Origin of the sequence: Corynebacterium felinum (assembly GCF_030408755.1) — a bacterium.
Lineage (GTDB): Bacteria > Actinomycetota > Actinomycetes > Mycobacteriales > Mycobacteriaceae > Corynebacterium > Corynebacterium felinum.
Genome location: NZ_CP047209.1, coordinates 1,684,607 through 1,698,361, shown reverse-complemented (window position 1 = coordinate 1,698,361; position 13,755 = coordinate 1,684,607). Strand labels below are relative to the sequence as shown.

The window sequence follows — 13,755 nt, the reverse complement described above, 5'->3', positions numbered from 1 at the left end:
AAGCAGCCTTGCGATTATTCGGCATTCATTTATATCAGAAAGGAAAGAAAAGTAAATGTCTATTGACCCAATGGTGATTATTCATACAGAAGGTTCCGATTCTTTTTCCAACGAAGTTGTTGAGGAGATTGAGGTTTTCTCACCAGAGTATTTTGCGGGCTAGGTGTAGGACGACTAAAGCAGTTTTTGCGATGGCTGTAATGGTTTTAGGGCATAGTGTTACACGCCGTAGTGCTTTGAGTTGTTTGAGCATGGCGTTTGCTCGTTCTGATGGTGCTCGCAAACCGTTAAGACGACGGTTGTACTCGTATTCGTCATCTGCCAGATTCCTTCCTCTGATCGGTGTGTGTACGTTGTGACCTGCACCAATGTAGCCTTTGTCGGCAAGAACGCAAATATCAACAGTGCTTATTGCATCAAGAACATGCTCACGCGCTGCTGTGATGTCGTGGGTTGATCCAGGAGATACTGAGGATACCCATAGTGGGTACCCACTCTCGTCAGTGAGCACCTGTACATTGCCACCAAATGCCTTATGTTTTCCGGAATACCACAGATCGTGACGGTTTTTCGGGTTCTTTCTCGCTACGCGGTCTGTTCGGATGAGTGTTCCGTCAAGGCAGACGAAAAGATTATTGGCGTCCTTGGCATGGCGTAGTGCGTCGATGAGGGTGGGAGATTTGGCGGAAACAACCCTGAGTGCTTCATGGATGTAGCGGTAGCCTGTGGCTTGTGAAACACGAGCATCACGAGCAATAGTAGCGATACTTGTTGCTTCATAAAGCCAGCGTAGAAGCATAATTGCTTGCTCCCAACACGTTGTGGCACGTTGATGGGGGCGAAGGTCATGTCGACGGCGATGAGCTTGAAGCCAAGCGCTGATGGTACGTGCAGTGGAAATTGGGACGTCAAGTGTGGCAGAATAGCGAAGCACGCGGGAGTTCCTTTCAGTTTGATTTTCCTGTATCAAAAACCATTCTGAGTAAGAACCCCGCGTGCTTTCGTTACGACACACCCACAAAACCCCCAAAACCACAGGTCAGCGTTTCAAACGCATTTCCCCGGTGAGAAAACCTCATTGAGCGCCGAGTTCGTGATAGCTTCGGGAGTGGAGAAAGACCTATCCTTTATTTTAACCCTACACGTGAAGATTTTGACGATTGGATCGGCTATTTTTGTACGTGCAAAGATATTTCCGAAGCGAGTATCAAGGCGATTGATCGGTTGTATCGGGAATTGGAAGCGACTACTGATTGGGCTATTGAGCTGGATTGGGCAGGGCTTGAAAACCCATCCTACGAGGCTGTCGATGAGTGGGGTCTTCCCTTATGCAATCGGCATAGGGGAGTATCTGACCCTGGTTACTAGCTCAATTTTTTTGGTGCTAGGCACAGTGCGGTTGCGATATTAATCAGGGTCACAGTTTCGGTGGTGTTTGGGGGATTGTGCCCCAAGCGCGACTAGACTCGTGGGCATGCGCTTTTTGCCCAACCATATGGTGGGTGTGACGCGTGTGTGTTTTTAATTCTGATTTTTAAAGGATGTGACCGTTCATCGTGGGCAGTAATAGTTGGCAACCCAATCTAGGTTCGTTCAAACGCGGTGCTAGGGTGTTGGTGTCATCGATGATGGTCTGCGCGTTGGTGCTAACGGGATGTTCTTCGTCAAGGGATCCTAAGCAGTCGTCGAGTCATGAGTTTTTCGGTTATGCCATTGATGATTATTTGGTTACCACAAATGCTGGATCCAATGAAGGCGTGTCCACGAACGCGCATCAGTTAGCCGGCCGACTCTACCCAGGTGTCTATGTCACCGGGCCAAAGGGGCAGCGGATTCCGAATACGGATTTGGTGCAGGCACGCCCACTGCCGGGTGAGACGAAGCGTTTGCAGTTGCGTATTTCTGATAAGGCACAGTATTCCGATGGTGCGCCAGTAACCTGCGATTCTTTCTTATTAACCCAAGTCGCCGCCACAACGCGCCCGATGTTTGATTCCTCAATGCCACTACATGAGCAAGTGGAGCGTGTTGAGTGTGTGCCGGGGACGAAATTAGCCACAGTGGTGTTTAAGCATGATTTTGGTCCGCGCTGGCGCCAGCTGTTTGCGGCGGGTACGCTGATGCCGGCACATGCGATTGCACGGAAGCTAAATATGGATTTACCGAAGCTCAATGAGGCACTGAATTCAGGTGATCCTGCACGGTTACAGCCAATTGCGGATATTTGGAACCATGGTTTTGATCTCGGCGTGTTGGATCCGATCTTGCAAGTCAGTGCTGGCCCATTCAAGGTAGATTCTGTGGGGCCTGAAGGGGAAGTGACTCTAGTTCGAAACGAGAATTACTACGGTGAGAAAGCTGTAAATGATAAATTGGTGCTGTGGCCCAAAGGTACTGATTTAAAGCGGCTGGCTACAGAAGGTAATCTTCAGTTGGCTGAGGTTGATGCAGTGCGGGATTCCAATTGGGTGGATCGTAATGATCCGAAGAATCCATACCGGTTAAAGACCACCGCGGGTATTTTGAGCGAGCAGCTGGTGTTGGCGACTGCGGGTGTTTTTTACGATGTAGAGAATCGTCGCGCTTTCGCAGCGTGCGTGGATCAAGCAAAGCTGGCTGAGGTGAGCTCCCAGGAATCTGGGGTGGAGTTGAAGCCGACGTTGGCGCGTACTGTGCGTCCTGAAGATCCGGTGATTGCGCATTTCCATGACATCATCGACCACCGGGTGGCGGTGGATATTCCTACTGCTGAACGTTTGCGGGGACAAATCGTTCGAATTGGGTATTACGGAACTGATGAGCGTAAGGCTGCAATGGTGCGCGCGATTGCCGATAGTTGTGCCCCCGCAGGTATTACTGTTGTGGATGTGTCGGTGGGGGCGCAGGCGTTGAATATGCTCAGTGAGACGTTCACGAATGCCGCAGGTTTTGAGACTTATACTGAAGGCGGTGCTGATGCTATTTTACAGGCGGTTGATCCGATGTTCTGGTTTCCGCATGCGCCGCGTTTGAGTGATGATATTGAGGCTGCGCGTGCTGCTGAGCATGAGAGTTGGGAGTTGATGCAAACGATTCCTATTGCGCCGGAGCCACGTGTCTTTATCGTGGATAAGACGGTTCGTAATGTGGTGGAAAATACTGATCTGTATGGTATTGGTTGGAATATGGATCGTTGGCAGGAAGAGAATTTGCATAACTAGTATTCAGCTTGTGCTTTGTGCGGGGTGAATTTGGCATTAGTGCTTGTCACCCCGTATTTTTTAGGGTGTAGTTTCGTTGTTGTTGTGTGCACTGGGAGCAAATTTTTTTCCATGACTGAGTCTGATATGACCACCACTGATGTTCGTTCGTACGTTGATGCTCGTGATGCGTTGGCGAAGAAGACAAGGTTTGTGCCGGGTTTCCCTGCAGAGGGGATTGTTTTTGAGGATTTGACCCCTGTGTTGGCGGATGGGGAGGCGTTTGCTTTGCTTGTCGACGCCCTCGCGGCGAAGGTTCGTGAGTGGGGCGCTGACATGGTGGGGGGATTGGATGCGCGAGGTTTCTTGTTGGGTTCGGCAGTGGCTTATAAGTTGGGTTTGGGGATTTTGGCGATCCGCAAGAAGGGGAAACTTCCGCCTCCTGTGTATACGAAAACGTATGCGTTGGAGTATGGTACTGCGGCGTTGGAGTTGCCTTCTTCAGGCATTGAGCTTGGGGGTAAGAAGGTAGCGTTGATTGATGATGTGTTGGCTACTGGTGGCACGTTGGTTGCTGCGAGTGAGTTGATTTCCGAGCTGGGTGGAGAGGTTGTTGGCTATGGGGTTGTGTTAGAAGTTGAGGGTTTGGGGGCGCGTGAGCGTTTGCAACAAGCTCCTGTGTTTGTGGTGAATGTGGATTCTTAAGTTGTGGTGTTGTGGTGTGTGCACGGGCTGATGGTTGGTAGGAGCGTTGTCCGTGGAGTGGGTGTGGGGTTGGGGGTTACCCCGCATTCTTGTGAATGTCGTTCTTCTGCCTAGAATTGTCGTTTAAGGCTTTTGTTGAGTGAAAGGCATGCAGCACAAGATGAATCAGCAGCGCAGTGTTAAGCAACCTACTACTATGCGGAGCATGTCGGCGCGTTTGGCGCGAAGTTTGACGGGTAATCGGGTTCGGGTGAATCCGGTGTTGGAGCCGTTGCTGAGCATTCACCGTGAGTTTCATCCGAAGGCGGATGTTGAGGCGTTGTCGCGTGCGTATGATACTGCTGAGCGGTTGCATGAGGGGGTGTTTCGCAAGTCGGGGGAGCCGTATATTACGCATCCGTTGGCGGTTGCGACTATTGCGGCTGAGATTGGCATGGATACGACCACGATTATTGCGTCGTTTTTGCATGACACGGTGGAGGATTGTGAGGATTATTCTTTAGAGGATCTTGCTCGCGATTTCGGGGATGAGGTTGCTAGGCTTGTCGACGGCGTGACTAAGCTCGATAAGGTTGCTCTGGGTGCGGCGGCTGAGGCTGAGACTATTCGGAAGATGATCGTGGCTATGGCTCACGATCCGCGTGTGTTGGTGATTAAGGTTGCCGACCGTTTGCACAATATGCGCACGATGCGTTTCTTGCCGCCGGAGAAGCAGGCGAAGAAGGCTCGCCAAACGTTGGAGGTTATTGCTCCGTTGGCGCACCGTCTGGGTATGGCGAGTGTGAAGTGGGAGTTGGAGGATCTTTCTTTCGCTATTTTGTACCCGAAGAAGTATGACGAGGTGGTTCGTCTTGTTGCGGATCGTGCGCCGTCACGGGATCGGTATTTGCGGGAGATTACGTCGCTTCTTCAGCAGGGTTTGAAGGAGAATCATATTGATGCTGAGGTGATGGGGCGTCCGAAGCATTATTGGTCGATTTATCAGAAGATGATTGTGCGGGGGAAGGATTTTGACGAGATTTTTGATCTCGTGGGAATTCGCATTTTGGTTGATTCTGTCAATAATTGTTATGCCGCTATTGGTGTTGTGCATTCGTTGTTTGCGGCAATGCCTGGCAGGTTTAAGGATTATATTTCCAATCCGAAGTTTGGCGTGTATCAGTCGTTGCACACCACTGTGATGGGTGAGGGCGGAAAGCCCCTTGAGGTGCAGGTTCGTACCCACGAGATGCATTTCAACGCAGAGTATGGCATTGCCGCGCACTGGCGCTATAAGGAAACTAAGGGCAATCATAGTCAGGGTGACGCTGAGGTTGATCAGATGGCGTGGATGCGCCAGCTGTTGGACTGGCAGAAGGAAGCTGCTGATCCAAACGAGTTCTTGGATTCGCTGCGCTATGATCTCACCTCCCAGCAAATTTTTGTGTTCACCCCGAAGGGTGATGTGGTGAATTTGCCGGTGGATGCCACCCCTGTTGATTTCGCGTATGCGGTGCATACAGAAGTGGGGCATAGGTGTATTGGTGCCAAGATTAATGGCAAGCTCGTTGCGCTTGAATCGAAGTTAAAGAGTGGCGACCGTGTCGAGATTTTCACTTCCAAGGATCAGAGTGCTGGACCGTCGCGAGATTGGCAAGATTTCGTTATCTCTCCTCGCGCGAAGGCGAAGATTCGCCAGTGGTTTGCCAAGGAACGGCGTGAAGAGTACTTAGAGGCTGGCCGTGATGCCTTGGCTGCTGAGGTGCAGCGTGGTGGATTGCCGATGCATAGGTTGTTTACTGCGCAGTCGATGAAGACGGTGGCTCAAGAGCTTCACTATGCCGATGTTGATGCGCTGTACACCGCTATTGGTTCTGGCTCAATTTCTGCAGGACATGTGGCTAATCGCTTGATGGCTGCATTTGGCGATATTGAAGATGCCGCCGATACGTTGGTGTCTCGCACTCCGTTCTCTGAGCTGATCTCTTCAAAGGCGAAGGCACAAACCTCGGATGGTGCTGGGATTTTGGTGGAGGGTTCGCCGGATGTGATGGCGAAGTTGGCCAAGTGTTGTATGCCGGTTCCTGGTGACCAGATTTTTGGTTTCGTGACTCGTGGTGGCGGTGTCAGTGTGCACCGTACGGATTGTACGAATGCCGATAAGTTGAAGGAAGAGCCTCAGCGTATGATTTCTGTGTCGTGGGCTTCAGAAGGCCAGGGATCGGTCTTCCAAGCTACGTTGCAGTTGGAGGCCCTCGATCGTACTGGGCTGCTTATGGAGCTCACGAGGGTTATTAATGAGCAGAAGGTAGCAGTGGTGGCCATGAGTTCTCACGCCACGGAGGACCATATTGCGACAGTACGTTTCACCTTCACAGTATCGGATACCAAGCAGTTGGGTTCGCTGATGACGCAGCTGCGAAATACCGAGGGCGTATTCGATGTCTACCGCGTCACTTCTGGTGGATAGTTTTCTCAGCCATTAAATACGTTCAGCCGGAGTATCTGTAGTAGATACCCCGGCTGATTCGATTTTCAGGTGTGCTTAGCGACGCAAGCCTTGTGCTGCCCCGATTAAGCCGATCACACCAGCGAGAGCTGTGAGAACGCTACCGATGATCTTGATCCATGCGGTTGCCTCCTGCATAGGAGTTTGTGGGGTGTCTTCATCTTCGCCGGAGTCCTTGCTCAAACCCAAGATGGTGGAGAACTTACCGCCGGTGAGGAAGTTGATGATGGTCAAGATGGTGCTGCGATCGATCGAGCTACCGCTTGCTGGCTTTTCTGGCTCAGAAGTAGGAGCACTAGAAGTGCTGGTAGTACTTGGAGTAGCACTTTCATTGGCCGGTTTAGTGGTAGTGGTGGTAGCGGCCGCAGTGACGCTAGGGGTGGTTGTGCTTTCAGTTGCTATTGCTGGAACGGTAACGGTGCCCAGTGCGACAGAAACAGCGGTAACGGCGGCAAGGCTGGCCTTGAGGGTGATGTTCTTCATGCTAAAGGGTTAATTCCTTGGAGGTCTGTGAGGCGTCGTACTAGAGACACCGATAACGGGAGTAGATGTGTTTTCCTTGCAAAAGGATAATTGCTTTATGGGTGAGAAGCAAGAGCAAGGGGGGGTCTAGCTTGATTCATGATGCGAGACGCACCAGCTAAATCAAAGGCACTGAAAGCACCTTTTTCTTAAGTGTCGAATGAACGAGCAAAATCGTTACGCCGACTGCTCGACCCAGCGAGGGGGTGCGTGTGTAGACGAAAGCCACCCTGCCGTTGGTGTGCAGTAGGGTGGCTGAGTCTAGGTTAAAGTCTGAGGATGTAAGACTTTTATGTTTACAAAGCCTGAAAAACTAAGCCTTGAACATGTTTGGCAGCTTGGCGAAGAAGCCGAGCAGGGAGGTCAGCACGGTGATCACGGTGCCGATGATCGCGATCCACTCACCGATCTTCTTAGGAGAAACGTTGCCCTTGTCGTCCTTGGAGCCCTGGCGCAGCTTCTCAGTGGAAGTTAAACGATCATTTTCGGCCTTCTCCACGCAGTTCTTGTAATCAGTCTTGGTGGTGTCTGGGAACTTTTCCTTGCACTTCTGGATCTCCTGAGCGAGGCTGTCAGATGTGTCTTGCGCCATGACAGGAGTGAAAGCACCAGTGGAGATTGCAGCAGCAGCGGCCAAGGAAACAATGGCCTTGCGGGTGATCTTCATAAAGAATCCTTCGATGAATAAAAGAATGGGATGATCTGAAAGCGAAAATGCTTATCAGAAGCTGGAATGTAGAATACACGAAATAATCTACTAAAAGAAGCGAAACACCAAAACTTCTTCACAGAAGTTTAGTAACTGAGGCTCGCCATATGGAGTTTTCTGGACATCCGCGCTCACAATCCCAGAGAAATCGAAAAAGAACTTCGAACCACAGTGGGACAATAAGCATAGATTTCTTCACCTCTTCCCCCGGAACGAGGAGAGATGATGTATTAACGTCCGAGGTTACCCGCGAAGTTGGTCAAAGAAGTCAAAGTACGAACGATGGTCTCGATCAACTGGAGCAGCTCACGAATCTTGGAAGGACTGATGAGACCGGTGTCATCGGTGGACATAGTTGTCAAACCATCAAGTACGGATTCCTTGCTTTCTGGAGCCTCGGTAGTGGTCGCAGTGGTGGTGTCCTGCGCGAATGCTGGAGCCGCAACAGTTGCGGTAGCAAGGGTTGCTGTCACAGCCATAGCTGCAACGGAAGTGCGGACGAAGCGCTTCATGCAATGCCTACTTTCGAAAGAAAAGTGTGAGTAAAGCTAAGGGATCAGACAACGAGCTTTCCATATCATCGTCAGAGAAAAACGGAATAAAAAGCAGGTCGAACACGATCCTTGTATTAGATATCGTGACCCTCACTCAGCTTTGTTACTGATGAAGCGGGTCTCTTGAAACAAGATAGGCCGAAAGATTGCTTTTAGCAAGGTGTTTAGCATCACTGCACCGTGAACAATAAAGATGTGGAGTGGACATATAGCAAAGAAAACCATTCTCACATGCAGTTATGGGCAAGGGCTCATAACAATTGAAATTACGAAAGCAGTAACAACAGGCTTGACTCAGTAGTGATTGTGTGACGTAGCCTGAAAGCACTTTTCCTGCTGATATGTTGGGGTTATTAACAATGAGAAAAATCCTGCACAAGTTGATTCACCCGTGCAGGATTTTCAGTAGCAATGGGGAAGCTACTTCACTTCAGCCTTCGTGATCTTCACTTCCTTGGCTGGGGCGCCATCGGCACCACCTTCCGCCACGCCCTCAGCAGCAATCGCATCCAAGACCTTCAGGCCCGAATCGGAAATCTTGCCGAAATAGGTGTACGCAGGAGGTAGTAGAGAATCGCCGTAGTTCAAGAAGAACTGGGAACCATTCGTATCAGCCCCGGCATTCGCCATCGCGATCGTGCCACGTGGGTACTTCACAGGATTCAAAGCATCCTGTCCCTCAAACTCATCAGTGGGGTACTCGTTCTTGAAGTTAAAGCCAGGGCCGCCTGCGCCAGTGCCGGAAGGATCACCACACTGCAGCACCTTCAGACCCTCGCTGGTGGTCAAACGGTGGCACACAGTGTTGTCGTAGTAGCCTTCCTTTGCAAAATGCTCAATCGCATTCACAGTACAAGGCGAAACCGAACGATCCAGCTCAAGTGGAACCTCACCCTGGTTAGTGTTCAACACAACATTGACAGTGCCAGTTGCAGGAACGTCCTTCGTTGCAGGCTTCGAAATTTCCTTCGCAGCCTCACCAGAATCCTTGTACTCACAGGTGACCGTCTCAGGCAAAGCCTGTGCACGCGCAAGTGCCAGTGGCTCAGTAGGTGGCAACGTAGGCGTTGTCATTTCCTCTGTTGTTACTGGTGCGGCCTGCGTTTCGGAAGCGACAGTCTCTTCCTTCGAACCACCTGTGTACAACGTTGCCCACACAATGCCACCAACAATTATTGCAATGGCAGCCGCAGCCATAAGAATCAGGCCTAAAGGCTTTAATTTCTCCGAACGATCGCGCGAAGCGATCGCTGATTCCAAGCTACGCATAGCTTCAGCGCGGCGTTTTGAATTATCGCTCACTAAAATTTCCTTAATCTAGAAAAACGTGATTCCCACACGCACCCATCACGGATACGTGTACACATCCAAAATATTCTAGTCCGGACAAAAACCATCACGCCAAGGCACGAACGTAAGCGGGGGGATCATACACACTCACTCACGGTGTGCAGACGACGTCGATACGCGAAAAAATAATGGCACGATACGCACAATCCGACTACGCTGTTGTCATGGCTAAAACTCATTTCAAAGGTACAGAAGCAAACACCAACGGCAACCTGCCCGAAGTAGGATCCACCATCCCAGAATTCAGCCTCGTCGGCGCGGATCTGGCCGACATCACCAACGCCACCCTTGCCGGAAAGCGCGTTATCTTCAACATTTTCCCCAGCATCGACACCGGAATCTGCGCACAATCCGTTCGCCGCTTCAACGAAGCAGTGACCAAACTCGACAACACCGCAGTTGTGTGCGCATCCGCTGACCTACCATTCGCACACGCACGGTTCTGCGGGGCTGAAGGTATCGACAACGTCATGGCCGGCTCCGGATTCCGCTCCAGCTTCGGCGAAGACTTCGGCGTACTGCTCACCGACTCCCCACTCCAGGGCCTATACGCCCGCGCAGTGATCGTCACCGACGTCGACGGTACCGTGCTTCACACCGAACTCGTCGAAGAAATCGGCACAGAACCAACCTACTCCAAGGCGCTCGAAGTCCTCGAAGAGCTCGCTTAACACGAAAAATAAGCTCTCGCATGCCGTAAACATGTGCTGCGGGTCAAGCCCCTGATAGTTTTCTTGGTCAACAAGTGCGACGGTCAGGGGCTTGTGCTTTAGGGTAGTAACCATGGAAATTTTCGGCTTCGCTTCTGGCCCCTACAAAACAAACTGCTTCGTGGTGATCAACGACGGTGCTGCCACAGTCATTGATCCCGGAATGCACACCTACAACTACCTCGTTGAGTATTTCGAGGAGCACAACGTGACGCTCGAACAAATCCTGCTCACGCACGGGCATATCGACCACACCCGCGATGCCGGAACCCTCGCTGCACGCTATCACGCGCCGGTTTACATCCACCCCAGTGACGCGTTCATGCTCGAAGACGGCAAAGGGGTGTCCGCCGAATCCCGCGTGCTTTTCGACGCCGCCAACATGACCCCCATCAAAGATCTACGCCACCTGAGTCATGGCGACGAACTGAAAATCGGGGGTGAAATCTTCCACATTCGCCACGCCCCAGGTCACTCCCCAGGATCTGTCCTCATTGTGGGGGATGAAGTAGTGTTCGCCGGCGACGTCCTATTCAAGGGTTCAATCGGGCGCACCGACCTGATGCAGTCCGACCCAGAAGCTATGGATCAAAGCCTGAAAAATCAAGTACTCACCCTTTCCGATGAGCTTCAAGTACTACCCGGGCACGGGCCATTGACAACCATGCGGGCGGAGCGTCGCACTAATCCCTTCCTCGCCCGACTGCCATAAAACTCGCGCGCAACACACTTTCGCAACTTCGTTTCACAACCAGAACGCATTAAGGTATTTCACGTGACTGATAAGAAGCTATCTAAAATTGCCGCACCCAAAGGTGTGCCGGACTATATCCCGCCGCAATCCGCCGAGTTCATCCACATTCGTGACATGTTCGCGCATCAGGCTAGGCTTGCTGGATACGAGCACATTGAGCTTCCAGTCTTCGAAGAAACCTCCCTGTTTGCCCGCGGTGTCGGCGAATCCACCGATGTGGTGAGCAAAGAAATGTACACCTTTGCCGACCGTGGCGAACGCTCCGTCACCCTGCGCCCTGAGGGTACCGCTGGTGTGATGCGAGCGGTCATTGAGCACAATCTTGATCGTGGTCAATTGCCTATCAAGCTTAATTACTATGGCCCTTTCTTCCGCTACGAGCGCCCACAGGCTGGGCGATACCGCCAGCTGCAGCAAGTAGGTGTTGAAGCAATCGGTGTTGACGATCCTGCGCTTGACGCTGAAGTGATCGCCCTTGCAGATCGCTGCTTCAAGTCCATTGGCTTGACTGGATACCGTTTGGAACTGACTAGCTTGGGCGATAATACTTGCCGCCCGCAGTACCGTGAGAAGCTTCAGGAATTCCTGTTTGATCTTCCACTGGATGAAGAAACCCGTAAGCGTGCTGAGATTAATCCGCTACGTGTGCTCGATGATAAGCGCGAAGAAGTACGCGCTATGACCGCCGATGCGCCGTTGATGCTGGATTATCTCTCGGATGAGTGCCGCAACCACTTTGAAACCGTCACTGGTTTGCTCGACGATCTTGGGGTGGGGTACATCATCAATCCTCGCATGGTGCGCGGCCTTGACTACTACACTAAGACCTGCTTCGAGTTCGTCCACGACGGACTTGGCGCACAGTCCGGTATTGGCGGCGGTGGCCGCTACGACGGGTTGATGGCTCAGCTCGGTGGCCAAGAGCTTTCGGGTATCGGCTTCGGTTTGGGTGTGGACCGCGCATTACTTGCCCTTCAGGCTGAGAAGAAACACGTGACCGACGGCTCCCGCGTCGATGTTTTTGGCGTGGCTATGGGTGCTGATGCAAAGCGTGCCATGGTGCGCCTGCTGGATTCGTTGCGTGCCAGCGGTGTACGCGCCGATATGTCTTATGGTGACCGTGGACTTAAGGGTGCTATGAAGGGCGCTGACCGTGCCGGTGCACGCTACGCTTTGGTTCTCGGCGACCGTGAGCTCGACAATGGTGTTGTTGCTGTCAAGGACTTACGCAACCAAGAGCAAACTGAGGTGTCCTTGGATAAGGTCATCGAGTTTGTCACCCGCTAAATAAGAAACCACGGCTGAGCTATCTGCGCGTTAAAGTTTCGTGTGCAGCGTATCTTAAACCAACGCGGCACACAATGAGCTTTTCTCACCAAAAAATTGCCTGTGAAACGTTGTCCAGTGGTTTTAGGGGAGTGGTGGGTGTGTCATAGCGAAAGCACGCGGGATTCCAAGTTCAGAATGTTTTTTTAAATGGAAAATCAAACTGAAAGGAACACCGCGTGCTTGCGTGTTCCGGACGAGCTTTTCGTAGCGGTGTGGTAACGATCGAGTAGCGCCAGAGTGGGCATCGTGTAGCACCCTCAAGACACCTTTGGATCTACTAAACGGGGTCAGGTTCCTCGGTGACTTGAGGGTGATTTTGCTTTAGTTGTGACTTGTCGGTTTCAGGCGCATGTTGGGATCATCACACCGATGAGCCTTTTCAAGAGAGACCCCGTCACAACATGATGCGCGAGTTCAGGCAATAATGTCGCAGCAAGACATGCCTTGTAACAGCAACGCCCTGATCAACTGCTCAGAATCACGGCAGGCAACTTTCCATGTATCGCGCGCAACCGGGTTGCTGGGTGCTACTCCAAAGGTCACATCACTGGCGATAAAAAGCGCTACGCGATCCTCACCCAAGCGCTACACGATAGTTACCACACCGCTACGAACTACACGTTCGCAACACTTGCGTTTCTGCCACACTTTTTCGTCCCAATTTCTACTGCACGTACCATCAGTGCTTAGTGTCGCCCCCTCCGCAAACGCCATGATCGCCGTCCCCATCAACGTGCCACAACCTGTTGGACGAAAAGGATTATGCTTCTGCGCTAGATTTATGAAGCTACAAGCTTTACTGCCATTGCCTGTGATGCACGTGTTTCACAAGGCATCAGGTTATCGCCATATTCATGAAGCACTGAAGGGTGTTTCCTTAAAAATCTCCCACCTCATAGTCGTACGACAACATGCCAAGGAGAACAATAATCTTTTCGTCTGTCTGGCCGGAACGTCTATCCGAACAGATCGGGTAGCATGAACACCCCCCTAAGAGTCGCCCTGGCCTGTGGTATTCCGGCAAGTACAAGGCGTTTGGTGGCAATGTGCAGGCACCAACTGACGAGTGCGGCTATCCACTATGGGGATCCCCAGTGTCCCCTAGCTCTGTTCAGGACATCACCGCAGCGCGTAAGCCATGTCCTTAATGAATTAGACAGCGTCGATATCCACATTCTTGCCAACGAAGGAAACATTGGTGCAGTTCACAATGTACACATGCCGATCAAGGGGAAGAATTTAGTGGATGCCGAATACGAGTAGAACCGTCGTGTGAAAGGTTTGCGAGCACCAGCGGACGCTCTGCTCAAACAGCTCAAAGCTTTACGGCGTGTATCCCTATGCTCGAAGGTGACTACAATTTTCGTCAAAACCGCACGTGTTTTCTTACGCCTCAACCACAAGAAATTCTGCTGAGAAAACCTCAGGGGCTTAGAAAACTGAACAGCCCCAAGA

The 13,755-nt window shown here is 51.6% G+C and carries 11 protein-coding genes; 6 read left to right on the top strand and 5 right to left on the bottom strand.

From position 1 onward, the window contains the following. Window positions 1-139 precede the first annotated feature (139 nt). Window positions 140-934, bottom strand: a complete 795-nt coding sequence (locus CFELI_RS07265; RefSeq protein WP_290258955.1) for a transposase family protein — start codon at window positions 932-934, stop codon at window positions 140-142. A gap of 691 nt (window positions 935-1,625) precedes the next feature. On the opposite strand from CFELI_RS07265, the gene CFELI_RS07260 reads away from it, so the two are divergent. The 3 genes from CFELI_RS07260 to CFELI_RS07250 all read left to right on the top strand — a co-directional run bounded on the left by CFELI_RS07260 (window position 1,626) and on the right by CFELI_RS07250 (window position 6,333). Beyond that, a complete protein-coding gene (locus CFELI_RS07260) occupies window positions 1,626-3,200 on the top strand; it encodes an ABC transporter substrate-binding protein (RefSeq protein ID WP_277105644.1) in 1,575 nt (524 codons plus the stop codon). A 111-nt stretch (window positions 3,201-3,311) separates the two neighbouring features. Further along, window positions 3,312-3,884 (top strand): adenine phosphoribosyltransferase, encoded by a 573-nt coding sequence (locus CFELI_RS07255; RefSeq protein ID WP_277105565.1) that lies wholly within the window; start codon window positions 3,312-3,314, stop codon window positions 3,882-3,884. Window positions 3,885-4,044: 160 nt separating this feature from the next. Further along, window positions 4,045-6,333 carry a RelA/SpoT family protein gene (locus CFELI_RS07250; protein WP_277105645.1) on the top strand — a complete coding sequence of 763 codons (2,289 nt, stop codon included), beginning with the start codon at window positions 4,045-4,047 and terminating at the stop codon, window positions 6,331-6,333. Window positions 6,334-6,408: 75 nt separating this feature from the next. Here CFELI_RS07250 and CFELI_RS07245 read toward each other — a convergent pair whose 3' ends face one another. The 4 genes from CFELI_RS07245 to CFELI_RS07230 all read right to left on the bottom strand — a co-directional run bounded on the left by CFELI_RS07245 (window position 6,409) and on the right by CFELI_RS07230 (window position 9,459). Then, on the bottom strand, window positions 6,409-6,855 hold the full coding sequence (locus CFELI_RS07245) for a hypothetical protein (protein ID WP_277105566.1): 447 nt from the start codon (window positions 6,853-6,855) through the stop codon (window positions 6,409-6,411). Between the two features lie 352 nt (window positions 6,856-7,207). Next, the gene (locus CFELI_RS07240; RefSeq protein WP_277105567.1) at window positions 7,208-7,561 is read right to left on the bottom strand and encodes a hypothetical protein; all 354 of its coding nucleotides are present in this window, start codon (window positions 7,559-7,561) and stop codon (window positions 7,208-7,210) included. A 272-nt stretch (window positions 7,562-7,833) separates the two neighbouring features. After that, complete coding sequence (locus tag CFELI_RS07235) at window positions 7,834-8,115, bottom strand: hypothetical protein (RefSeq protein ID WP_277105568.1); 282 nt, start codon at window positions 8,113-8,115, stop codon at window positions 7,834-7,836. 462 nt (window positions 8,116-8,577) lie between these two features. Next, window positions 8,578-9,459 (bottom strand): peptidylprolyl isomerase, encoded by an 882-nt coding sequence (locus tag CFELI_RS07230; protein ID WP_277105569.1) that lies wholly within the window; start codon window positions 9,457-9,459, stop codon window positions 8,578-8,580. Window positions 9,460-9,671: 212 nt separating this feature from the next. Between CFELI_RS07230 and tpx the strand changes: the two genes are divergently transcribed. The 3 genes from tpx to hisS all read left to right on the top strand — a co-directional run bounded on the left by tpx (window position 9,672) and on the right by hisS (window position 12,258). Next, entirely contained in the window at window positions 9,672-10,178 is a 507-nt protein-coding gene (tpx, locus tag CFELI_RS07225) for a thiol peroxidase (RefSeq protein WP_277105646.1), read from the top strand. 112 nt (window positions 10,179-10,290) lie between these two features. Next, on the top strand, window positions 10,291-10,929 hold the full coding sequence (locus CFELI_RS07220) for an MBL fold metallo-hydrolase (RefSeq protein ID WP_277105570.1): 639 nt from the start codon (window positions 10,291-10,293) through the stop codon (window positions 10,927-10,929). A gap of 63 nt (window positions 10,930-10,992) precedes the next feature. Continuing rightward, window positions 10,993-12,258, top strand: coding sequence for a histidine--tRNA ligase (gene hisS / locus CFELI_RS07215; protein ID WP_277105571.1), 1,266 nt, complete (start codon window positions 10,993-10,995; stop codon window positions 12,256-12,258). Window positions 12,259-13,755 lie beyond the last annotated feature (1,497 nt).